Annotated in this window: 18 protein-coding genes; 13 read left to right on the top strand and 5 right to left on the bottom strand. The window is 76.6% G+C overall.

Annotation, left to right across the window (positions count from 1 at the left end; translation table 11 throughout):
• Nucleotides 1–171: 171 nt before the first annotated feature.
• From ACIRS1_RS00705 to ACIRS1_RS00655, 11 genes are all read left to right on the top strand, one after another.
• Nucleotides 172–1107: an SAF domain-containing protein gene (locus ACIRS1_RS00705; RefSeq protein WP_402835724.1), complete on the top strand. Its 936-nt coding sequence runs from the start codon at nt 172–174 to the stop codon at nt 1105–1107.
• The gene (locus ACIRS1_RS00700; RefSeq protein ID WP_402835723.1) at nt 1107–2732 is read left to right on the top strand and encodes a hypothetical protein; all 1626 of its coding nucleotides are present in this window, start codon (nt 1107–1109) and stop codon (nt 2730–2732) included. Before ACIRS1_RS00705 ends, ACIRS1_RS00700 begins: the two co-directional genes overlap by 1 nt.
• Nucleotides 2722–4377 (top strand): CpaF family protein, encoded by a 1656-nt coding sequence (locus ACIRS1_RS00695; RefSeq protein ID WP_402835722.1) that lies wholly within the window; start codon nt 2722–2724, stop codon nt 4375–4377. The genes ACIRS1_RS00700 and ACIRS1_RS00695 overlap by 11 nt, the downstream gene beginning before the upstream one ends.
• A complete protein-coding gene (locus tag ACIRS1_RS00690) occupies nt 4377–5336 on the top strand; it encodes a type II secretion system F family protein (protein WP_402835720.1) in 960 nt (319 codons plus the stop codon). Before ACIRS1_RS00695 ends, ACIRS1_RS00690 begins: the two co-directional genes overlap by 1 nt.
• Nucleotides 5333–6214, top strand: a complete 882-nt coding sequence (locus ACIRS1_RS00685) for a hypothetical protein (RefSeq protein WP_360219838.1) — start codon at nt 5333–5335, stop codon at nt 6212–6214. The genes ACIRS1_RS00690 and ACIRS1_RS00685 overlap by 4 nt, the downstream gene beginning before the upstream one ends.
• Nucleotides 6215–6263: 49 nt before the next feature.
• Nucleotides 6264–6548 carry a hypothetical protein gene (locus ACIRS1_RS00680; RefSeq protein WP_360219835.1) on the top strand — a complete coding sequence of 95 codons (285 nt, stop codon included), beginning with the start codon at nt 6264–6266 and terminating at the stop codon, nt 6546–6548.
• Nucleotides 6549–6583: 35 nt separating this feature from the next.
• On the top strand, nt 6584–6961 hold the full coding sequence (locus ACIRS1_RS00675) for a TadE/TadG family type IV pilus assembly protein (protein ID WP_402835719.1): 378 nt from the start codon (nt 6584–6586) through the stop codon (nt 6959–6961).
• The gene (locus ACIRS1_RS00670) at nt 6958–7449 is read left to right on the top strand and encodes a TadE/TadG family type IV pilus assembly protein (RefSeq protein WP_402835717.1); all 492 of its coding nucleotides are present in this window, start codon (nt 6958–6960) and stop codon (nt 7447–7449) included. Before ACIRS1_RS00675 ends, ACIRS1_RS00670 begins: the two co-directional genes overlap by 4 nt.
• A gap of 325 nt (nt 7450–7774) precedes the next feature.
• The gene (locus tag ACIRS1_RS00665; protein WP_402835715.1) at nt 7775–8221 is read left to right on the top strand and encodes a hypothetical protein; all 447 of its coding nucleotides are present in this window, start codon (nt 7775–7777) and stop codon (nt 8219–8221) included.
• A complete protein-coding gene (locus tag ACIRS1_RS00660) occupies nt 8221–12291 on the top strand; it encodes a LysM peptidoglycan-binding domain-containing protein (RefSeq protein ID WP_402835714.1) in 4071 nt (1356 codons plus the stop codon). The genes ACIRS1_RS00665 and ACIRS1_RS00660 overlap by 1 nt, the downstream gene beginning before the upstream one ends.
• A 119-nt stretch (nt 12292–12410) precedes the next feature.
• A complete protein-coding gene (locus tag ACIRS1_RS00655) occupies nt 12411–12695 on the top strand; it encodes a hypothetical protein (protein WP_402835713.1) in 285 nt (94 codons plus the stop codon).
• Between the two features lie 83 nt (nt 12696–12778).
• On the opposite strand, the gene ACIRS1_RS00650 is transcribed toward ACIRS1_RS00655, so the two are convergent.
• Nucleotides 12779–13312 (bottom strand): HAD domain-containing protein, encoded by a 534-nt coding sequence (locus ACIRS1_RS00650; protein WP_402835711.1) that lies wholly within the window; start codon nt 13310–13312, stop codon nt 12779–12781.
• Nucleotides 13313–13786: 474 nt separating this feature from the next.
• On the opposite strand from ACIRS1_RS00650, the gene ACIRS1_RS00645 reads away from it, so the two are divergent.
• On the top strand, nt 13787–15934 hold the full coding sequence (locus tag ACIRS1_RS00645) for a hypothetical protein (protein WP_402835709.1): 2148 nt from the start codon (nt 13787–13789) through the stop codon (nt 15932–15934).
• Nucleotides 15935–16140: 206 nt separating this feature from the next.
• Here ACIRS1_RS00645 and ACIRS1_RS00640 read toward each other — a convergent pair whose 3' ends face one another.
• The 4 genes from ACIRS1_RS00640 to ACIRS1_RS00625 form a co-directional block, all read right to left on the bottom strand.
• Entirely contained in the window at nt 16141–17511 is a 1371-nt protein-coding gene (locus ACIRS1_RS00640) for a S53 family peptidase (RefSeq protein ID WP_360220731.1), read from the bottom strand.
• Nucleotides 17512–17820: 309 nt separating this feature from the next.
• Nucleotides 17821–18600 carry a beta-ketoacyl-ACP reductase gene (locus ACIRS1_RS00635; protein ID WP_402835707.1) on the bottom strand — a complete coding sequence of 260 codons (780 nt, stop codon included), beginning with the start codon at nt 18598–18600 and terminating at the stop codon, nt 17821–17823.
• 13 nt (nt 18601–18613) lie between these two features.
• On the bottom strand, nt 18614–19816 hold the full coding sequence (locus tag ACIRS1_RS00630) for a thiolase family protein (protein WP_402835705.1): 1203 nt from the start codon (nt 19814–19816) through the stop codon (nt 18614–18616).
• 263 nt (nt 19817–20079) lie between these two features.
• Nucleotides 20080–21243, bottom strand: a complete 1164-nt coding sequence (locus ACIRS1_RS00625) for an acyl-CoA dehydrogenase family protein (protein ID WP_360220722.1) — start codon at nt 21241–21243, stop codon at nt 20080–20082.
• Between the two features lie 169 nt (nt 21244–21412).
• Between ACIRS1_RS00625 and ACIRS1_RS00620 the strand changes: the two genes are divergently transcribed.
• Entirely contained in the window at nt 21413–22222 is an 810-nt protein-coding gene (locus ACIRS1_RS00620; RefSeq protein ID WP_402835702.1) for a TetR/AcrR family transcriptional regulator, read from the top strand.
• The last annotated feature ends 103 nt before the right edge of the window (nt 22223–22325 follow it).

Here is a 22325-nt window from a genome sequence, read left to right as displayed (position 1 = left end):
GGCCGGTCCACCCCGGAGCGGTCCGCCTCCGGCGCGGGCGTGGACCGGCGCCGACACGGGCCGAGCACGACTCCGACCCCCACGACTTAGACCCCCCACGACTTCGACCCCCCACGACTTCGACCCCCAGCACCAACGACCCGGAACGAGCACGAGGAAGGGCGGAACCCGGTGGAGAACCGTACATTCGCGACGCCGGGATCCGGCACACCCGCGGGCGCCGCGGTGTCCGTGGCGGTCCCGGACCAGGGAGCGGCCGCGGGCCGGGCCCGTGGCCGCGGCGCGGGCAAGGCCGGCGGCCGGGGCAAGGGCGCCGGCGCGGGCGGCGGCGCGGGCGGCGAGGACCAGCGAGCCGCGCCGCACACCCCCGGTCGTACCCTGCGGGCCCGGCGCCGCCGCCCGGCCGTGCTGGCGATGGCGGTCGCACTGATCGCGGCCGGCGGCCTGGGCGGTGCGGTGCTCTACAACAGCACCGGCCAGCGGGTCGCGGTGCTGGCGCTCGCCCGGGACGTCCCGTGGGGGCAGGTGATCACCGACGACGACCTGGTGGTGGCCCGGATCGCGGGCGATCCGGCGCTGCGGCCGGTCTCCGCCGTGGACCGGCGGACCGCGGTCGGCATGCGGGCCGCGACCGACCTCAAGCGCGGTGCCATGCTCACCCCGACCGACCTGGCGCAGAACCTGGCCGTCCAGCCCGGCCAGATCGTCGTCGGCGTCTCCGCCAAGCGCACCCAGCTGCCGGCCAGTCGGCTCCAGCCGGGGCTGCAGATCGTCGTCGTCTTCACCCCGGACAACAGCAAGGCGGACTCGATGCCCGCCACCGTCATCACCGTCGGCCGGGTGGACACCGACGGGAGCCAGGTCATCGACGTGGCCGTCGGTGCCGCGGACGGGCCCCGGCTGGCGCAGTGGGTGGCGGGCGGGCGGATCCAGGTGCTGCTGGCGCCGCGCGCCGCCTCGGCGGGCGGCGCGACCGCGGGCACCGGTGGTACCGCGGGCACCGGCGGCACGGCCGCGCCGACCGCCGCGCCGAGCGGGGCCGCCACCGGGGCACCCTCCGGCGCGGCCACGGCGCCCGTGCCCCCCGCCGGGGCGGGTGGCGCCTGATGGCGGTGATCGCGGTGGCCGGCGGCCCGGGCGCGCCCGGCGCGACCACGACGGCCCTCGCCCTGCTGCTGGCCTGGCCGCTCGAGCCCGGCCGCCGGGTCCTGCTGGTGGAAGCCGACCCGGACGGCGGCGCGGTGCTCGCCGGCGCCCTGGAGGGCCGGGTCGAGGCGGTGTACGGGCTGCGCAACCTGGCCGTCGCCGACCGGCGCGGCCTGCTCGCCCAGACCATCTGGGAACAGCTGATCGACCTGTCGCCCGACGGCACCGCCGAACGGCTGCTGCTGCCCGGCCTCACCGACCCCACCCAGGCGCCCGGTCTCGCCTACACCTGGGAGCCGCTGATCGAGCTGCTGCACGGGCTCGAACCGCAGGGCTACGACGTCATCCTGGACCTCGGCCGCTCCGGCGCCACCGGTACGAGCGCGGTGCTGGCCCGCCGGGCGGACGTGGTGGCGGTGACGGTCCGCACCACGCTGCGCGGCCTGAGCTCCGCCCGCCCCCGGCTGTCCGCGCTCACCGAGGACCTCGCCACGGCGGGCACCGGCTCGGACGCGCTCGGGCTGCTGCTGGTCGGCGAGGGGCCCTACTCGGGCGCGGAGGTGTCGCGCGAGTTCGGGCTCCCGGTGCTGGGGCTGCTGCCGCACGCCGTCCGCACCGCCCGGGTGCTCTCCGACGGAGGGGACACCACCGACCGGCGCTTCATCCGCTCCGAGCTGATGCGCACCGCCCGTTCGGCGGCGGACGAGGTGCAGCTGCTGGTCCGGCGGCGGCGCCAGCGGCTCGCGCCGAACCCGGCGCCGGCGTCGGCGCCGGTGCCCGTGCCCGCCCTGCCCACCGCCCCGGACCGGGCCCAGCCGCAGGGCCCGGGGCCGTCCGTGCCCGGGCCGGTGGCGGCCCCCGCACCGGCGGCCTACCGCCCGACGGTCGGGTCACCGGCGGTCCCGGCGGAGGCGGTCCCGGCACAGGCGTACGAGTCGGCCGCCCGCGGTGGAACGCCCCCGGCGCCCGCGGCGTACGGCGGGACCGGCTCCGGGGACGCGTCCTCCGGGCCGCCGACCTACGGCCAGGTGGCTTACGGCGAGGTGCCCTACGGCGAGGCGACGTACGGCGAGGTCGCGTACGGGCCGGTGACGCAGGGCCCGACGGCGTACGGCCCGGTGGGGCCCGGGCCGGTGGCGTACGGCCCCGTGGCGGGGGAGCAGCCCTCGTACCAGCCCCCGCAGCCCGTCCCGCCGGTGATCACCACCGGACCGGTGGCGCCGCTGGCCGGGCTGGCGCCCCAGCCCGCCGCGCCCGCGCCGTTCCCGGCGCACGTCCAGGCCCCGTACCCGGCGCAGCAGGCCCACCAGCCGTACGGCCGGCACGGCCGGCACGGCCCGTACGGCCCGCAGGAGCCTCAGCACCCGCAGGACCTGCAGGAGCCTCAGCACCCGCAGGACCCGCGCGATCCGGTGAACGCGTCCGGCCGGGCCGGCCAGGCCGACCCGCAGGACCCCCACGGCCACCCGGCGGCCGCCCGGGACGAGCAGCAGTACCGGCTCCAGCAGCCGGCCGGGACACCCGACCAGCAGTCCGCCGACGGCCGGCGGCCGCAGACCCCCGGGGAGGTGCTCCGTGCGCGGTAGCCCCCTGCACCAGCACCCCACCGCCGACCCGGCCGCCCTGCCCTGGGCGACCCCGGCCTCGGCACCCGCTCCGGCTCCCGCGCCCGGTCCCGCCGCGGCGCAGGCGTCCGCGACGGCGCAGGCCTACCGGCCCGGCCCCGTCGCCCCGCAGCCCGTTCCGCAGCCCGCCCCGCCGTACGCCCACCAGGGCGGCGCCGCGGCGCCGACCGCCGTCCCGCCGGGGCTGCCCTCGCTGGACCTGCGCGGCGCCGCCACCCGGCCGGCCGTCGACCCGCAGGTGGCGCGCGAGCTCAAGCGCCAGGTCGCGGCCGAACTGCACCAGCAGATCACCCGGTTGACCAGCGCCTCCGGGTCCGAACCGGACCGCGCCACCCGCCGCCAGCGCGGCCGGGCGCTGATCGAGGAGGCCGTCGCCCGCTGGTCCGACGCCTACGCGCAGACCCACGGCATCCCGCCCACCCGCGAGCAGGACCGGGCACTCGCCGAGGCGGTCTTCGACCTGCTCTTCCGGGCCGGGCGGCTGCAGCCCTACCTGGACGACCCGGAGATCGAGAACATCCTGATCAACGGCTGCGACGACGTGTGGATCTCCCGGGTGCACCAACCCCTGCGCCAGGTCCCGCCGGTGGCCGACAGCGACGCCGAACTCGTCGAGCTCCTCCAGGACCTGGCCCGCCAGCACGGCGGCGGTGAGCGCAGCCTCTCCACCGCCAGCCCGACCCTGGCGCTGCGCCTGGAGGGCGGCATGCGCCTGCAGGCGCTGACCGAGGTCACGCCCCGCCCGTACGTGGCGATCCGGCGCCACCGGGTGGCCTCGGCGACGCTGCCCGAGATGGTCGAACTCGGCACCCTGGACAGCACCCTGGCGGCCTTCCTGGCCGCCGCCATCCGGGCCCGCAAGAACGTGATGATCACCGGCACCCAGGGCGTCGGCAAGACCAGCCTGCTGCGCGCGATGGCCGCCGAGATCCCGCCGGACGAGCGGATCGGCACCCTGGAGTCCGAGTTCGAGCTGTGGCTGCACACCCTCGGGCACCTGCGCCAGGTCGTCCCGATGGAGGCCAGGGAGGGCAACGGGGAGCGCGTCGAGGGCCGGCTGGCCGGCGAGTTGACGATCGGCGACCTCATCCCGGCCGCGCTGCGGATGACCCTGTCGCGGATCATCGTCGGCGAGGTCCGCTCCGGCGAGGTCGTCCCGATGCTGCGGGTGATGACCAACGGCGAGGGCGGCTCGATGTGCACCCTGCACGCGCGCGGCCCGCAGATGGTCGTCGACCGCATCGCCGAACTCTGCCTCGAGTACGGCTCGCACATGACCGACTCGCTCGCCTACCGGCTCACCGCCAACGCCCTGGACCTCATCGTGCACGTCACCATGGTCGACGAGACCGCCGTCGGCGGCCGCCGGCACCGCTTCGTCTCCCACGTCCTCGAGGTCGCCGGCCTCGGCGAGAGCGGCCGGCCCGCGCTGAACACGGTGTTCGGCCCCCGGCTGGACATCGGCGAGCCGCGGGCCGTCCCGCACACCCCGCCGCAGTGCCTGGACGACCTGCGCCGGGCCGGCTTCGACGCCGGCCTGCTCGGCTCCCGGTACGGGAGCTGGGCCTCCCCGCTGCAGCTGCGGATCGGCGGTGGCGCGCGGTGATGCTGCTCTTCGCCCTGTGCGGGCTGGCGGTCGCGGGCGGCCTGGTCGCCCTGGTGGCCTGGGCCCGCGGCAGCGAGCCGGCGGACGAGGACGAGGCGCTCCGGCCGGACAACCCGCTGGCCGGGCGCGCCCACATCCTCTGGTACGGCGCCCCCGGCACCGCCTCCTCCCGGATGGTGCGGCTGCGGCGGATCCAGCTGCCGGTCGCCCTGGCCGGCGCGCCGCTCGGCTGGCTGTTCACCGGCATCCCGCTGAGCGCGCTCCTGGTGCCGCTGGCCGTCTTCGGCCTGCCCTGGCTGTTCGACACCACCCGCCCGGACACCCGCCGGATCGAACGGCTGGAGGCGCTGTCCGAGTGGACCCAGCGCATCGCCGACGTGCTGCTGCTCGGCGTCGGCCTCAACCAGGCCATCGTCACCAGCCGGCGCACCGCCCCCGCCGCCCTGGAGGAGGAGATCGGCGAGCTCGCCGCGCGGCTGCAGGCCCGCTGGCGGCCCGAGGAGGCGCTGCAGGCCTTCGCCGACAGCCTGGCCGACGCCACCGCCGACAAGGTGCTGGCCGCGCTCGTCCTGCGCTCCGGCGACAGCGGCCCGGGCCTCGCCCGCGCCCTGTCCGACATGGCCGACTCGGTGCGCGAGGAGGTCCGCCAGCGCCGCGCCATCGAGGCCGACCGGGCCAAGCACCGCACCACCATCCGCTGGCTGGTCGGCATCATCGTGCTGGTCGTCACGGTCGGCTCCTTCAACAGCGAGTACACCCGGCCGTACGGGACGGTGCTCGGCCAGGTCGTGCTCGCGGTGGTCGCCGCCCTGTTCGTCGCGATCATCGCCTGGATGCGCGCCCTCGCCTCGCACCCGCCGGTGCCCCGGCTGCTGGCGCCGGACCGGCGGAGCAGGAGCGGGCGCCGCACCCCGGCGCGCGCGGACGAGCCCGCCGAGCAGCTCGGGGAGGTCCGGTGATCTCCCCCTGGTCCGTGCTGGCCGGCGCCGCGGCGGCCGGCGGCCTCGCCGTGCTGATCGCCGAACTGCGGCCGGCCCCGCCGGACCTGCGCCAGGCGCTGGACCGGCTGCACCGCGCCCCCGCGGACCGGGCCGTCGACCCGGACGACGAGCGGCCCCGCTGGTACGACCGGATCGGCGAGCGCTCGGTCCACCTGCGCGGGGTGTCCGTCCCGCACCGCGAACTCGCCCTGATCGGCCGCACCCCGGCCCGCTTCATGGTGCACAAGCTGCTGTTCGCCGCGATCGGCCTGGTGCTGCCGGCCTACCTCGGTGCGATGGCCGTGGTGATGGACGTCGGCCTGCCGTTCGCCCTGCCGCTGCTGGCCGGGCCGCTGCTGGCCGGCCTGCTCTGGTTCGTCCCCGACGCCATCGTGCGCGGCGAGGCCAAGGAGGCGCGCACCGAGTACCTGCACGGCATCGCCGCCTACCTGGAGCTCGTCGCACTGGAGCGGGCCGCCGACTGCGGCCCCGCCGAGGCCCTGCACCGCGCGGCCTCGGTCGGGCGCGGCGCGGTGTTCCGCCGGATCCGCGACGCCCTCGACCGGGCCACCACCGACCGGCTCCCGCCCTGGGCCGGACTGGACGCGCTCGCCGAGGAGTTGGGCCTCAGCCCGCTGCAGGACGTGGCCGACATCATGCGGCTGTCCGGCACCGACGGCGCCGCCGTGTACGACACCCTGCGGGCCCGCGCCAAGGGCCTGCGCGGCGAACTGCTCGCCGAGGACCTCGCCCGGGCCAACGCCGACAGCGAGCGGATGGTCGCGCCGGGGGCCGCCCTCACCCTGCTGATGACCGTCCTGATCGTCTTCCCCGCGCTCCACCAGATGCTCAACTGACCTGCGGAACAGTGCGTCTGCCTCACACCACACCCCCGGGAGACCCGAAATGACCGTCCGACTCGCCCATCTGGCAGGCCGACTGCTGCGGCCCGTCCTGCTGCCCGTGCAGTTCGCCCTGCTGCTGTTCACCCTCCGGCTCGGCCGGCTGCGCGCCGCCCGCGCGCGCGGCGACCGCGGCGCCATCAGCATCGAACTCGCGCTCGCCATCATCGCGCTGGTGTTCGTCGCCGGTGCCGTCGCGACCGCGCTGTACCTGCTGAAGGACAAGGTCGTGACCAAGGTCGAGCAGGACCCGAACCTTCCGGGCGGCGCGGGCGGCGCCACCAAGTGACGTACCGACCTCGCCGCCGGGGCGACCGGGGGTCGATGAGCGTGAGCCTCGCCATCGTCTTCCCGGTCGTCCTGGTGCTCCTGATGCTCGTCGTCCAGGCCGCGCTGATCTGGTACGACCGGCAGCTCGCGCTCACCGCCGCCCGCGAGGGCGTGGACGCCGGGCGGATCCAGGGCACCGGGGCGGACGAGGTGAAGGACGACTCGGCCCGCCGGCAGGCCCGGGACTTCCTGGACCGGCAGGGCGTGCACGAGTACACGGTGACGACCGACGGCAGCACGGCCGGACTGGTCCGGGTCACCGTCTCGGTGCGGCCGCCACTGCTGATCCCGGGCCTGTCCGCGCCGGCCGTCAGCCAGTTCGCCGAGGCGCCGCGCGAGCGCTTCGTGCCGCCGCCGGGGGTGAAGCCGTGAGGCGGCGGCCCGGCGTGGCGGGCGGGGGCGCGGTGCGGCCGGGCCGGCGGGGGCGGTTCGCACCGCGCCGCCGGGACGGCGGCGGGATCGCGATCGAGGCGGCGATCGTCGTGCCGGCGGTGGTCGGGCTGGTCCTGGTCGCCATCGCGGCCGGGCGGGTGCAGACCACCGCCGGCACGGTCGAGGCGGCGGCCCGCGCCGGCGCCCGCACCGCCTCGCTGCAGCGCAGCGTGGACGGCATGACCCAGCCGGCCCGGGAGTCGGCGCTCGACACGCTGCGCCAGCAGGGCGTGTCCTGCCGCGGCTCCGACGTCCGCGTCGTCCCGGGCCAACTGGACCTTCCCGGCGGCACCGTGACCACCGTCAGGGTGACGGTGGTGTGCGACGTCGAGCTCGCCGACCTGATCGGCGGACCGTCCGGGGTGCCCGTGACCAAGCACCTCGTCGGCGAGTTCACCTCGGTGGTGGACCGCTACCGGGGCACCTGACCGGCGGATGGCGGCACGGGACGCGGCAGGGGCCGCCACGGGGGGCGTGGTGCGGCGGGTCACGGGGGACGCGGTGCGGCCCGCGGTGTCGGACGCGGTCAGGCCCGCGGTGTCCGAAGCGGTTCGGCCCGCGGCCGGGGGCCCGGTGCGGCCCGCGCCGCCGGACGAGGTGCGGGTGGTGACGGGGACGCGGTACGGCCCGGGGATTGGGACGGCCCGCGCGGGGGAAACGCAAGCGGAGAGCGCTCGGGGGATGACGCAACGGCACCGGGCGGCGCCCGGTGGGGGCCGGTGGGGAGAACAGGGTGCGGAAGGGGCAGCGGGGATGAGGATGCCCGTCAGGGTGCGGCGCCGCCGCCGGTCGGACCGGGGGGCGGTCGCCCTCTTCGTGGCGATCTGCGCGGCCTACGTCGTGCTCGTCATCGCCCTGGTGATCGACGCCGGCGGCCGACTGCGGGTCGCCGAACGCACCGACGCCTACGCCCAGGAGGCCGCACGGGTCGGCGGACAGCAGCTCGACCAGGCCGCCGTCCTGCAGGGCAAGGGATTCAAGGTCCGGCAGGACTACGTGCGGCAGGCCGCCGACGCCTACCTCGTCCTCTACGGCCTGCGGGTCGGCGAGGTCGAGTTCTCCGGCGACGGCAAGGTCGTCACCGTCACCGTGCAGGCCGACTACCGGCCCGTCCTGCTGGGCGCGTTGGGGGAGCGGAAGGTAACGGGCAAGGGCAGTGCGACCCTCGTCCACGGAGTCGAGAAAGCGGAGACCGACTGATGGCCGCGCCACGTGCCAAGGACCAGGCCCGAACCGCCCCAGGCCGGGCCCCGAGCGGACACCGGGCCGCCCGCGGGCCCGCCGCGCCAGCGCCCCGCCCGCCGCGCGGCCGGGGCCGCGCCGCAGCCCTGATCACCGCGCTCGCCGCGCTGGTCACCCTGCTCTCCCTGCTGGTCGGCGTGCCCGCGCTGCTGCTGTACGGCACCCGCGCGGTCGCCGCGATGGGCGAGGTGGCGCCGGACGGCGTCGGCGAGGCGCTCACCGGGCCGGACGACGGGCGGCTGTTCCTGTGGCTGCTGGTGGTGGTCGGCTGGCTGGCCTGGGGCTGCTTCGCGCTCTCCGTCCTGCTGGAGATCCCGGCCCAGCTGCGCGGCCGGATCGCCCGCCGCATCCCCGCCTTCGGCTGGAGCCAGCGGCTGGCCGCCGGCCTGGTCGGCTCGGTGCTCGCCCTGGTGCCGGTCGCCGGCTCCGCCTTCGCGGCCGCGCCCGCCCACACCGCCAGTGCCCCGGCCCAGGTGACGGCCGGCGTGCAGCGCGCCGCCCTCACCGCCGCCCAGGCCGCACCCGCCCTGGCCCCCGCCGCCGAGCAGCACGCCGGCTACACCGTGCGCGACAGCCGGCCCGCGGACAGCCTGTGGTCCATCGCCGAACGTCAGCTGGGCTCCGGCGAACGGTGGACGGAGATCGCCAAGCTCAACGACGGCAGGGTGATGGACGATTCGGGCACCCGCTTCGACGCCGACCGGCCGATCCAGCCCGGCTGGCAGCTGCTGATGCCGGCGGACGCCAAGGCCGACGACGCGGCGACCCCGGCACCCGCACCCGCCGACACGCCCGCGCCGGGCGGGGCCGACGGCTCCGCGCGGGCCCCGCAGTCCGGGACGGAGCCGGCTCCGGCCGGGCACGGCACGGTGACCGTACGGTCCGGCGACAGCCTCTCCGCCATCGCCCAGCGGGAGTTGGGGGACGCCGAGGCGTGGCCGAAGCTGTTCGAGGCGAACAAGGGGGCGCAGGCCCCTGACGGGGAGCGGCTCACCGACCCCGACGTGGTGGTGCCGGGGATGGTCCTCACCGTGCCGGGGGCCGCCGCACCCGCACCCGCCCCTTCGCCGGAGCCGGCTCCCGCACCGCAGCCCGCACCGCCCGCCGACCACGCGCCCGCGACCCCGGCCCCGACCCCGGCCCCGACGCAGGGCGCGCCCGCCCGGTCCGCGCCGGCCACCCCGGCGCCCGCGCCCACCCACGCGCCGGCCCCCGCCGCCCATGCCGAACCGGCCCCCAGCGACGACTACCGGGTGGCCCTCACCGCCTCCACCGTCGGCGTGCTGCTCGCCGCCATCATGATCGGCACCGTCGCCCACAAGCGCGGCACCCAGCAGCGAGCCCGCCGGCCCCGGCACCGCATCACCATGCCGGACGCCGAGGCCGCCGCCTTCGAGAACGAGCTGAGGGCCCGGCAGGACGACGCCGGCCTCGACCTCCTCGACCGCGCCCTGCGCACCATGGCCCGGCACACCGTGCGCGGCGGCAAGCGGCTGCCCGCCATCGTCGCCGCCCGCATCACCCCCGGCCACACCATCGAACTGCACCTGTCCGGCCCGGCCACCCCGATCACGCCGTTCCGCGCCGCGCACGCGGCCAACGTCTGGTGGTGCGGCCCCGACTCCGGGGACCTGCTCAGCGCCGCCCAGGCCCGCAAGACCGCCGCGCCGTACCCCGCCCTGGTCACCCTCGGCACCTCGCCGGACGGTTCCGTCGTGCTCGCCGACCTCGAGGCCGTCCGGCTGCTCCACCTCTCCGGACACCCCGACGACGCCCGCGACGTGCTGCGCACCCTCGCCGTCGAGCTCGCTCACAGCCCGCTCGCCGACCGGCTCCACCTGCACCTCGTCGACCTCGCCGAGGAGATCCCGATCAGCGGCCCGGCCGCCGAACGCATCCACCGCCACCCCACCCTGGAGGCCGCGCTGGCCGCCCTCGGCCCGCGCACCGCCAAGGCCCGCGCCACCCTGGTCGCCGCCGAGGCCGCCAGCCCGCGCGACGCCCGCAGCCGGGGCCAGGCCGACGAGTCCTGGATCCCGGAGATCGTGCTCTGCGCCCAGCAGCCCGGCGGCGGTGTCCCCGCCGAACTGGGCCGGCTGCTCGACGCCCGCCCGCGCACCTGCGTCGCCGTCATCACCCGCGCCCCCGAGCGCGGCACCGGCCCCGTCGCCCGCTGGACCCTGCCGACCACCGGCCAGGCCGCCATCCCCGGGCTGCACCTGACGGTCGAGCTCCAGCGGCTCGACGACCGGCAGTACGACCAGGTCGCCGAACTGCTGAGGGCCGCCGACGACACCACCCAGCACCCCGCCCCGGCCTGGACCCTGGACGGTCCGGGCTTCGACCCCGACGCCGACGACGCGGACACGGCCGAACTGCCCGCCGCCGTCCCCGTCCTGGCCGCCGTCGGCGCTCCGGCGGCCGGCACCGGGGGCGGCACGGACACGGCCGCCGGCCCGCGGCTGCTGGCCCGGGTCATCGGCACCGGCGCCAGCCCCTTCGCGGGTACCGACCCGGCCACGCCCGTCCCGCCGGCCCCGGCGGGGCCGCTTCCCCCGGCCGTCCCGGTGCTCCCGTCCGGAACGGTTTCCCCGGTGGGCCCGGTGCCCCCGCCCGGAGCGGTTCCCCCGCCCGGAGCGGGGAGGCACGTGGTCAACGGGCAGGGGCGGCAGGCCGCGGCGGTGGAGGGCGGGAGCGCGCCGGACTCCGTCGCGGCCGCCGGACCCGCCGCCGGCAGCGGCGCGGACGGCGATCCCGCGCCCGGGTCGGCGGCCGAGCCGGCCACCGACGAGACCACCCGGGACCTGCGCCGACCGGAGGCCGTGGAGGGCACCCCGACGGCCGTCCTGCCGGTCCAGCCGGTCCGGCCGGTGGTGCCCGCGCAGCCGTCCGGTCCCGCGCAGCCCTCCGGTCCTGCCCAGCCGTTCGGTCCCGCGGCGCCCGGTGAGCCCGGTGGGCCCGGCGGATCGCAGCCGGGCGCCGAGCCCACCCCGAACCACCAGCCCGTGCCCGCGCCCACCGGCACCGACCCGCGGACCCCGGCCCGGCCCGAGCCCGGTTCCGGGCCCGGGACCGGGACCGGCACGCCCGAGGCCGTCGGGCCCGGCGCCGTCGGGCCCGAGCCCACCGGGTCCGAGCCCACCGCGGACGGGGCGGCTCACGAGCCCGGCCCCGCCGCCGTCGCCCCGGTCGCGCAGACCACCCCCGGGCGCAGCGACAGCGACGACCTGCTCGCCATCCTCCGCTCCCCGGAGGCGCACGCCACCCGCAACGCCCCCCGGATCCGGCTGCTCGGACCGGTCGACGTCGCCGGTGTCCTCGGCACCGCCGAACCCGGCGCCCTGCCGCGGCTCACCGAACTCGCCGTCTACCTCGCGCTGCGTCCCGGTGCCGACCACCACGCGCTGGACCACGACCTCCACCCGGGCGCCGCCCACCTCGACCCGCACCCCACGGCGGCCGACACCGGGAGCCCGCTGCCCGGCAAACTCGCGGACCTGGCCGCCTGGTTCGGCAGCTCGCCCGAGGGGCGCACCTTCCTGGCCACCGACACCACCGAGGGCTACACCTTCGCCCCGGCCGTCACCTGCGACTGGGACGAGTTCCGCAGCCTCTACCGGCGCGGCATGCGCAGCACCAGCGCCACCGCCGACGCCGCCCTCGCCCACGCCCTGGCCCTGGTCCGCGGCGCCCCGTTCGCCGAGGCGCCCCCCGCCTCCTACGGATGGGCCGAGGCCGAACGCCAGGACATGATCGCCGCCATCGTCGACACCGCCCACGAACTGGCCGCCCGCCGCCTGCAGTACGGCGACCACCGCAGCGCCGAGGCCGCCGTCTTCCGCGGCCTCGCCGTCGCCCCGGACGTCGAACTCCTGCACCGGGACCTCTTCTACGCCTACGCCTCGGCCGGCGCCCGCGACCAGCTCCTGCGCGCCGTCAACCGCCTCGACGCCCTGAGCCGCCGCACCGGCCGCGACCTCGACGCCGACACCGTCGCCCTGCTGCGCGACCTCCTGGCCGGCTCCTGACCCCACGACCCGTCCCGCCCGCTCCCGCTGCCCGGTCGCCCCCCAGGGCGCCGGGCAGCGCCGTGCCCGGGCATGATCGGTGGGGGCAGCACGGTGCCCCGACGAAGAGGAGGGCAGCCATGACGGAGGAAGCGGATCGGCCGCTCGGTGAACTCCGCCCCGGTGAACGGGTCCGGGTGACGGTCGTCCGCCACCACCCGTGGGGCTTCTCGGCGCGGATCCACGGTTACGAGCCGGTCGGAGCGTCCCTGGACCTCATCCGCCGCGGCGGCGAACCCGGGGTGCGCCGTCTCGTGCGGGACCTCCCGGAGGTCGGGAGCTGCGTCGACCTGGTCGTCGGTGAGGTCCGCTCCTGGCACCACGCCCCCTGGATCTGGGTGGACCTCACCGGCCCCGACTGCTGAAGGGGCACCAGGAGCCGGCAAGGTCCGCGGGGCCCCAGCAGGCCCGGGAGGCCCGGGAGGCCCGGGAGGCGCACGAGGGACCGTCAACCGGCCCGCAGCCAGACACTCAGGACGGTGAAGTCGGCTGCGGTGAGCCCCCGTTGGGGGTCGACGCGGTGGAGCAGGGTGCGGGCGGGGGAGTGGGCGGCGACCCAGTGACGGTCCGTCGCGGTGATCTCGTCGTCGACCCAGACGAAGGGGCGGCCGGCGGCCCGGGCGAGCAGCGTCCGGGTCTTCCAGTGCAGGCCGGGCGGCCCGGCCGGCTCGTCGTCGTCCGTGTCCGGCCAGTCCACCCAGGGGAGTCGGGGGAGGCCGAGCCAGGGCGAGAGGCAGTCGTTGGCGTCGGACCTCCAGGTCGTGGCCCAGACCAGCTCGCAGGGAAGGTCGAGCAGGAGCGGCCCCAGCGCCGGATCCGCCCGGGCCAGCAGCGGGTTGGCGTCCGGGGCGGGAGTGGCGGCGGCGTTCGGGCTGCGGTAGGTGCGGTGGCCGCCCGGCGGGGGCGGCCCGAACGGAACGAGGGGTCCGTCGACGTCGAGGAAGAGCAGCGGGAGGAGCGGGGGAACGCCGGAGTCGACCACGAGGGCACCATAACGGGCCGGGCGGGGCGGGATCGGAGACCCGGCCTGGATCGGGTACGCCGGGATCTCGTAGGGTGGCGCGCACGGGAGTGGTGGCAGTCACCACGCAGCAAGGGCATCAGACGCCGCTGGGCGGCGGGGCGGGGCGGTGACCAGAAGATGGCGGCGGAGACGACAGCTGTCCCAGGAGGTCCCGACCCGACGGCGGACCCGGGCCCCTGGGACGCCGTACCGCCGTCCGCCCGCGTCCCCGCCGAGGAGCACCCGCCGGGGCCCGCCGCCCTCTACGAGCCGCCTCCGGTGCCGTCGGCCCCGCCGGCCCTGCCGGCCGTCGCGCCGCAGCCCGGCCTGCCCCAGCCCGGGCCGTCGCTGCCCGGTGTTCCGCAGCCCGGAGCGCCTTCGGCGCCGGCGCCGGCGCCCGCACCGGCGCCCGCCCTGCCGCCGACCGCGCCGACCGGATGGACCGTCACCGGCATGCCCGCGGTGGGCGCGCCGCCGTCCACGGCCACGCCGCTGCCCTTCCCCGTCCCGGGGGCCGGGGCGGTGGGCGCGTTCGGGGCGGCACCCCGCGGGCGGATCCTGGTCATCGAGGGCGGCTACGGCAACTCCGGCCGCCGCACCTGGGGCCGCGGCGGGCCCGCACAGGCGCCGGTGCTGTCCGCGATGCTCGCCGGCGTGTCCCCGCAGGTGCTGCTCGCCGCGGACGCGGTGGACGCCGTCCACCTGCCCGGCGCCGGCGACCCGCACACCGTCCTGGCCCACCTGCGCGCCGCCTCCCGCCACCCGGGGCCGCTGCTCGTCCACCTGGGCGGGCACATCGTCGCCGACAAGCGCGGCGGCCAGCTCCAGCTCACCCTGCGCGACGCCAAGCAGGACGGGCTGCCCTGGCAGGCCGTCGCGGCCGAGCTGAGCCACCGTCCGGCCGAGTGGCAGACACTGGTCATCGCCGACCTGAGCGCCGACCAGAACGCCTGGCCCTACCTCCAGGGCACCGTCTCGCCGCTCAGCGAGGGCATCCCGCTCTGGGCCGTCGTCAGCCCGGACCCGGAGCAGATCGGCACCTTCACCCGCGCCCTCATCGAAGCCCTGCACGGCGGCCGCCCCGGCGCGGGCGACGTCCTCGCGCCCGAGCAACTGCGGCAGCAGGTGTACTCGGTGCTGCGCCCGGATGTGGTCATCCTGGCCACCCACGCCCCGGACCGTCCCGTCTTCCGCAACACCGCCCGGCGGGGCGACGGCCCGGCGGGCGACGTCCTCGCGCCGGTGGCCGCGGTACCGGTGGATCCGGTGCCGGCCGGAGCCGCGCTCACCGACGCCCTGCCGGCCGCCGCTCTGGCCGTCGCACCGGTGCCGCGGCCGGCGCGTCAGGACGGGCCGCTGGACGCCGTCGCCGGGCTGCCGGGGTCGGTCCCGGCCCCGGGTTCCGTCCCGGCCCGGGTGCCCGCCGAGGCGTCCGCCCAGGCACCGTCCGACGCGCCGGTGACGGCCCCGGTGGTTCCGGGCGGCATGGTGGACCTGGTCAAGCCCGGTGTGCCGCCGACCCCGCCCCGGCCGGCCCGCCCGGTCAGCCTGCGCAAGGGCGAGCCCGCCGGATCCTCGGGCGTGGTCCTGCGCAAGCCCGCCCCGGTGGACGCCGTGCCCGAGGGCGCGGTGCCCGAGGACGCGGCGGCGGCTGCGGGCGTGTCGCTGGCCAAGCCCCGGCCGCAGGCGGAGCCGGCGGTGGCGGCCGAGCACCCGCCCGTCGACGCCGTCGCGCAGCCTCGGGACGCCGTCCCGGCCGACGCTCCGGTCGACACCCCGGTCGACACCCCGCCCACCGTCGCGGCACCGGTGGAAGCCACCCCGACGGACGAGGTGCCGGCGGACCGCGCTCCGGCGGACGAGGCTCTCACGGACCGCGCTCCGGCGGACGAGGCGTCAACGGACGAGGTACCGGTGGAGGACCGTGCGCCGGAGGAGCCGGCTCCGACCGACAGCGGTCCGGCTCCGGCGGATGCGCTTCCGGCGGACTCGGAGCCGGCGGACGGGACATCGGCGGACCAGGTGCCCGCCGCCGAGGTGCTCCCGGCCGACGCGCCGACGGACGAGGCACCCGCCGAGGCTCCGGCGGCCGCAGAGGCCCCGCTCACCGAGGCTCCGGCGGCGGGCCCTCCGCGCGCCGACTACCGCGAGGTGATCGGCCGGATCGTCCGCAGTGCCGACGCCGGGGAGCACGCGGCCGCCACCGACCTCGCCTTCGCGCTCGAACTGGAGGCGATCGCCGAGCACGGTGCCGTCTCCGAGCCGGTCCTGCAGGTCCGTCAGGTCCGGGCGCACGTGTGCCGCCTCGCGGGCCGGCCCGCCGAGGCCGCGGACATCTACCGGGAGGTGGCGCTGACGCTGCTCCGCTCGCAGGGGCCGGACCACCCGGAGACGCAGCAGGCGGCGACCAACGCCGAGGCGTGCTGGCGGTCCGTCCAGGACCGGGCGGTGGCGCTGCGGATCGCGCCGGAGATCATCGAGCTCCGGGCGTACCTGCCGGGGCCGGACGGTCGCAAGCTCCGCGCGGCCGAGCGCTACCTCGCCCAGCTGGCCGCTGCGGCCCCGGCGGCCGCCGGAGCCGCAGCGGCCGAGCACGCCTGAAGCCGGTGAGGCGCCGCACGTGCGGCGCCTCACCGGCTCCGCCGGGCGTACGGACGGTCCGGGCGGCCGGACGAGCAGGGAACGGCGAACGGATGACGGCAGACAGATGACAGCGGACAGATAACAGATGTTGAAATCTGTCATCTGTCCGCTGTTACTTGTTACCCGTTGCTCGTCACCTGTCGATCGTCACCCGCGGTGCGCCGTCACCGACCGGCGATGGCGTGGACGAACTTGTTGCCGTCGATGGTGCCGAGGCCGCTGGCGAGGTCGTAGCCCTTGGCGGCGTTGTAGCCGGTGACGCCGTTCCAGCCGTTGTCCCCGTCCTTGACGTCCACGATGCCGCTCCAGTCGCTCGGGAGCAGGTTGAGGCCGTAGAGGCGCCAGTTGAGCTGGCCGAGACGGTGGCCGGCGAGCTGGTCGGCGAGGGCGACGACGCCGGAGAACAGCGGGGTGGCCTCGCTGGTGCCGCCGGTGAGGTGCCAGCCGACCGCGGTCGGGTCGTAGGACTCGTAGGTCCAGGCGGCGCCGTCGACCGCGGCGCTCATGCTGATGTCGGGCGTGCCGCGGTGGTTGCCGGTGACGTTGGCGACGCCGGCCTGGTACCACGGGCGCTCGAAGATGCCGGAGACGCCACCGCCGCCGGCGCCGTACTGGTCGTGCCAGACCTTGTCGGCCGCGGTGCGCTTGCCGCTGTCGTCCAGGGTCAGCTGGGTGCCGCCGATGGAGGTGACCAGCGGGTCGGAGGACGGCCACGAGTTGACCTTGTACGGGTACAGGTCGGTGCCGTTGGCCTGCGCGTCGGTGGCGCCGTTGTCGCCGGAGGCGGCGAGCACGGTGACGTTGTGGTCCGCGGCGGCCTGGAAGGCGTAGCGCAGGTCGGTGAGGGACTTGAAGTCGCCCTTGTCGTAGCCCGGGAAGGTGTTCTCGGTGGCGCCGAAGCTCTGCGAGATGACGTCGCCGCGGCCTTCCTTGATGAGGGCCTTCTCGGCGTCCATCATCTCGGGCAGACCGGTGGTGCCCTCGGTCTCGGCGACGCCGGTCTCGACCAGGACGATGTGCGCGTCGGGGGCGACGGCGTGGGCGTACTCGACGTCCAGGGTGGTCTCGCCGGCCCAACCGGTGTGGTCGGGGTTCTTCGGGTCGAAGACGGGGACGTTGCCCCACTTGACCACCTCGACGTTGGTGTCGGGGATGCCCCACTGCTTGTCGAAGACCTCCAGGTCGTGCTGGATGGTCGGGGAGCCGAAGGAGTCGACGATGACGATCGTGCGGCCCTTGCCGGTGACGCCCTGCTGGTACAGCGGGTCCAGGTTGTAGGCGGTCCGGTACTGCAGCGGCGAGTAGCAGTGGATGCCGATCTGGCTGACGCACTGGGTGGTGCTCAGGGGCACGGGGCGCGCCTGGGCGTTGTGGTGCCCGAAGGAGGCGGGGCGGACGTGGACGCCCGTGAGGTCGTGCGAGGGGGCGGCGGTCGCGGTGCCGACGGCCGGTACGGCGATGGTGCCGGCCGTGAGGGCGGTGGCCCCGACGGCGAGCAGAGCCAGGGCGCGGCGGAGGGTGGCGGGGCTGCCCATGGGACTCCTTGGGACGCTGGGCCCGACCTGGTCCGGTCGGGTCGGTGCGGCCATCCCATCGACTGTCGCATGATCATGCCATAGTCATTTGGTGGGGTCGTCCCACCGGACCATGGTCATGCTCGGCCACGCGAAAAGGTAAAGGCCGTCCCAGGGGAAGGTAACCGCACTCCCGGGACGGTCATGTGATGACACGTCAGCTGAAGCCCGCCGCCGCGGGCGGGCCCGCCGGTATCACCCGACGGGCCCGCCGGTATCACCGGACGGGCCCGCCGGTATCACCGGACGGGGCGGGCCCCGCCGCCGGGCCTACCGCGCCCCGCCGTTGACGTACAGCGTCTGCCCGCTGACGTAGGAGGCGTCCTCGCTGGCCAGGAAGGCGACCACCGACGCGATCTCCTCCGGCTGCCCGACGCGGCGCAGCGGGGTCCGGGCGGAGACCTCCTCCTGGTGCTCCTGGGCCGTGCTGCCGACCCGCTCCGCGGTGGCGGCGGTCATCGGGGTGGCGATGTACCCGGGGGCGACGGCGTTGACGTTGATGTTGAACGGCCCGAGTTCGATCGCCAGGGTCGCGGTGAGGCCCTGGATGCCGGCCTTGGCGGCCGCGTAGTTGGCCTGCCCCCGGTTGCCCAGGGCGGAGCGCGAGCTGAGCGAGACGATCTTGCCGTACTTCTGCGCCACCATGTACTTCTGCGCGACGTGGCTGCAGTTGTACGCGCTGGTCAGGTTGACCGTCAGGACGGTGTCCCAGTCGGCCTTCGGCATCTTGAAGAAGAGGTTGTCGCGGGTGATCCCGGCGTTGTTGACCAGGATGTGCACCCCGCCGAGGTCCGCCGCGACCTGGGCGAATACCGCCTCCACCGCGTCGTAGTCGGCCACGTCGCAGCCGTAGGCCCGCGCGGTGCCGCCCTTGGCGGTGATCTCGGAGACCGTCCCGGACGCCCGCTCGGCGGTGAGGTCGACGACGGCGACGACCGCGCCCTCCTCGGCGAGCCGGCGGGCGGTGGCCGCGCCGATGCCCTGCGCGGCTCCGGTGACGACGGCGACCCTGCCGGCGAAGCGGCCTTCGAACCCGTTGACTTCAGTCACTTCGGTCACTCCCTCAGAGGACGTTCTCGACGAGGACGGCGGTGCCCTGACCGACGCCCACACACATGGTGGCCAGTCCGCGCCGCGCGCCGGTGCGGCGCATCCGGTGCAGCAGGGTGGTGAGGATGCGCGCGCCGGATCCGCCCAGCGGGTGGCCGAGCGCGATGGCCCCGCCGGTCGGGTTGACCAGCTCGTCGGCCTGCTCGGGGGTGAACCCGATGCCGTCGGCGGAGGCCAGGGCCTGGGCGGCGAAGGCCTCGTTGAGTTCGGCGGTGTCCAGGTCGGCGAGCGACCAGCCGGCGCGGCCGAGCACCTTCCGGGTGGCCGGCACCGGGCCGATGCCCATGACGTCCGGGTGCACCCCGGCGGAGGCGCCGGCCACGTACCGGCCGAGCGGGCGCAGTCCGAGGTCGTGCAGCGCCTCCTCGCTGACCAGGACGAGCCCGGCCGCGCCGTCGTTCATCGGTGAGGCGTTGCCGGCGGTCACGGTGCCGCCGGGGCGGAAGGCGGGCTTGAGCCGGGCGAGCTTCTCCAGGCTGGTGTCCTCGCGGATGCACTCGTCCTGGTCGACCGTCACGCCGTCCGGGCGCTCGACCGGGATCAGCTCGGCGTCGAAGTGCCCGTCCTTGCGGGCGGCGGCGGCCCGCTGGTGGCTGCGCAGGGCGAAGGCGTCCTGGCGCTCCCGGCCGATGCCGTAGCGGCCGGCCACCTCCTCGGCGGTCTCTCCCATGCTGAGGACGCCGTGGAGTTCGGCCATCCGCGGGTTGGTCAGCCGCCAGCCGAGCCGGGTGTCGTGGGTCTCGATCCGGTGCGGCAGGGCCTCGTCGGGGCGGGGGAGGACGAAGGGGGCGCGGGTCATCGACTCGCAGCCGCCGGCCAGGACGACGTCGGCCTCGCCGGAGCCGATGGCCCGGGCGGCGAGGGTGACGGCCTCCATGCCGGAGGCGCAGAGCCGGTTGACGGTCGCTCCGGGGACGGCGTCCGGGAGGCCGGCCAGCAGGACGGCCATCCGGGCGGCGTTGCGGTTGTCCTCGCCGGCCTGGTTGGCGGCGCCCCAGTAGACGTCGTCGATGCGGGCGGGGTCGAGGGCGGGTACGTCGGCGAGCAGGGCGCGCAGCACGGTGGCCGAGAGGTCGTCCGGCCGGACGGTGGCGAGCGCTCCGCGCAGTCGGCCGATGGGTGTGCGGCGGGCTGCGGCGAAGTAGACGGGACGCACGTCGTCGGGCTCCTATCCGATGGGTCCGGTGGGAGGAACGGTCCGGTGGGGCCGATCGCTCCGGTGGGGAGGTGCGGGGTCGGGGGATGTTCGGTGCGGGGGTGTGGGGCTCTCGGGTGGGCGAGGTGTCCGGGCGGTGGGGCCCTGGACACGAGGCCCGGGACACGGGGTCCGGGCGGTGGGGCCCGGGGCTGGGCCCGGGACACGGGGTCCGGGCGGGTCGGGGCGGCGCGCCCGGGAGGGTCCCCACGGCGCCACGCGGGTCAGAAGGCGTTGACGCCGGTGAGGGCGCGGCCGATGAGCAGCTGGTGGATCTGGCTGGTGCCCTCGTAGAGCGTCATCACGCGGGCGTCGCGCAGGTACTTGCCGACGGGGTACTCGTCGATGAAGCCGTAGCCGCCGAACACCTGGAGGGCGTTGTTGGCGGCGCGCACGGCGGCCTCGCTGGCGTGGAGCTTGGCGACGGAGGACTCGGTGGCGAAGGGCAGGCCGCGGTCGATGTGGTCGGCGACCTTCCAGGTGAGCAGCCGGGCGGCCTCGACGTCGACCGCGATGCCGGCCAGCAGTTCCTGGACGAGCTGGTGGGAGGCGATCGGCTTGCCGAACTGCTCGCGCTCGCCCGCGTACCGGACGGCGGCGTCCAGGCAGGCGCGGGCGATGCCGACGCAGCCGGCCGCGACCGACATGCGGCCCTTGGCCAGCGCGGACATCGCCACCCGGAAGCCCCGGCCGACCTCGCCGAGCCGGGCGGTGTCCGGCACCCGGACCTCGTCGAAGGCGAGTTCGGCGGTGGCCTGGCCGCGCAGGCCGAGCTTGCCGTGGATCTCGGTGCGGGTGAAGCCGGGCAGGTCGGTGGGCACGAGAAAGGCGGTGATCCCGCGGTGCCCCTGCCGGTCGGGGTCGTCGCCGCCGGTGCGGGCGAAGACCAGGGCGACGTCGGCCCAGGTGCCGTTGGTGATGAAGGTCTTGGCGCCGCTGATCAGCCAGTCCGAGCCGTCCCGGACGGCCCGGGTGGTGAGGTTGGCCGCGTCGGAGCCGGTGCCGGGTTCGGTGAGCGCGAAGCAGGCGAGCGACTCCCCGGAGGTGAGCCGGGGGAGCCAGTGCCGCTTCTGTTCCTCGGTGCCGTGGGCGTTGACCGACTTGGCGACCAGGCCGAGCGAGACCGAGACGATGCCGCGCACCGCGGAGTCGCCGCGGCCGAGCTCCTCCAGGACGAGGCAGTACGCGAGGTGGTCGCCGCCGCTGCCGCCGTACTCCTCGGGGATGGTCAGGCCGAGGAAGCCGAGCCTGGCCAGCTTCCCGATGATCGCGCGGTCGACGGACTCGGCGCGGTCCCAGTCGGCGGCGTACGGGGCGATCTCGCGGTCGGCGAATTCGGCGGCGAGGTCGCGGACGGCGCTCTGCTCCTCGGACAGCTCCAGGTTCACGGTGACTCCTCCACGGCGGTTCCCGGGTTCACGGCGCCTCCCGGCCCGTAAACTAGCGCTGCAAGTTTTACGGGTGGACTGTAGCCCCGGCCGGGCCGCGCTGGGAAGGGGCACCCTGCCAGAATCGGTCCCCACCCACCCGACCGGACGAACCGGAGGAGGCATCCCGATGGCCCGCCCGCGCACCCCGCTGCTCAGCCGCGAGCTGATCGTCGCCGCCGCGCTGCGGCTGATCGACGCCGAGGGCCTGGCCGCCCTCTCGACCCGCCGACTGGCCACCGAGCTCTCGGTCAGCGGGCCCTCGCTCTACAACCACGTCGCGACCAAGGACGAACTGCTGGACGCCGTGGTGGACAGCGTGATCGGCGAGGTCGACCTGTCGATGTTCGGCGGCCCGGGCGCAGCTGGCGCTGCCGGTGCCGCCGACACAGCGGCCGTCGGCGACACCGGCGCCACGGGCAGCACCGCCGACGGGGCCGGTCCGGTCCGGCCCGGCACCCCGCCGACCCCCTGGCCGGACGCACTGCGCGACTGGGCCCGCTCCTACCGCGCCGCGCTCGCCGCCCACCCCAACATCGTGCCGGTGCTGGCCCAGGGCCCCGGCCGGCGGCCGAACGCGCTGCGCCTGGCCGACGCCGTGTTCGGCCACCTGGTCGAGGCCGGCTGGCCGCGCGGCCAGGCCACCCGGATCGGCGCGCTGATGCGCTACTTCGTCACCGGCTCGGCGCTGGCCTCCTTCGCGGCCGGCTTCCCGGCGGACGCCGAGGTCTACGACGCGGCGGACTACCCGCACCTCGGCGAGGCGCACCGGCTGGCCGGGCACCGGGGGGCGGTGGACGAAGGGGCCTTCGAGACCGGGCTGGAGGCACTGCTCGACGGACTGGTCCTGCGCTTCGAACGCCTGCAGCGCGTGGAGCGCCCGGAGCAGCCCGAGCAGCACGGGCAGCACGAGCGCGCAGCGCGGTCCAGCGGGCGCTGACGCCCCCGGCCCGGCACCCTCACGCCGGGACCGCCGCCCACCCCGGGACCGCCGCCCACCCCGGGACCGTCCTCACGCCCGGACCGCCGCCCACCCCGGGACC

Source organism: Kitasatospora sp. NPDC101176, assembly GCF_044768035.1.
Taxonomy (GTDB): Bacteria; Actinomycetota; Actinomycetes; order Streptomycetales; family Streptomycetaceae; genus Kitasatospora.
The sequence above is the reverse complement of the archived record's forward strand: the minus strand, read 5'-3'. Positions and strand labels throughout refer to the sequence as shown.

What these genes read in the sequence shown, in the direction of transcription:
- ACIRS1_RS00660 (WP_402835714.1), top strand. Translation starts at nt 8,221, where the DNA reads ATGGCCGCGCCACGTGCCAAGGACCAGGCCCGAACCGCCCCAGGCCGG.
- ACIRS1_RS00675 (WP_402835719.1), top strand. Translation starts at nt 6,584, where the DNA reads ATGAGCGTGAGCCTCGCCATCGTCTTCCCGGTCGTCCTGGTGCTCCTG.
- ACIRS1_RS00640 (WP_360220731.1), bottom strand. Translation starts at nt 17,511, where the DNA reads ATGGGCAGCCCCGCCACCCTCCGCCGCGCCCTGGCTCTGCTCGCCGTC.
- ACIRS1_RS00645 (WP_402835709.1), top strand. Translation starts at nt 13,787, where the DNA reads ATGCCCGCGGTGGGCGCGCCGCCGTCCACGGCCACGCCGCTGCCCTTC.
- ACIRS1_RS00680 (WP_360219835.1), top strand. Translation starts at nt 6,264, where the DNA reads ATGACCGTCCGACTCGCCCATCTGGCAGGCCGACTGCTGCGGCCCGTC.
- ACIRS1_RS00620 (WP_402835702.1), top strand. Translation starts at nt 21,413, where the DNA reads ATGGCCCGCCCGCGCACCCCGCTGCTCAGCCGCGAGCTGATCGTCGCC.
- ACIRS1_RS00655 (WP_402835713.1), top strand. Translation starts at nt 12,411, where the DNA reads ATGACGGAGGAAGCGGATCGGCCGCTCGGTGAACTCCGCCCCGGTGAA.
- ACIRS1_RS00665 (WP_402835715.1), top strand. Translation starts at nt 7,775, where the DNA reads ATGAGGATGCCCGTCAGGGTGCGGCGCCGCCGCCGGTCGGACCGGGGG.
- ACIRS1_RS00690 (WP_402835720.1), top strand. Translation starts at nt 4,377, where the DNA reads ATGCTGCTCTTCGCCCTGTGCGGGCTGGCGGTCGCGGGCGGCCTGGTC.
- ACIRS1_RS00700 (WP_402835723.1), top strand. Translation starts at nt 1,107, where the DNA reads ATGGCGGTGATCGCGGTGGCCGGCGGCCCGGGCGCGCCCGGCGCGACC.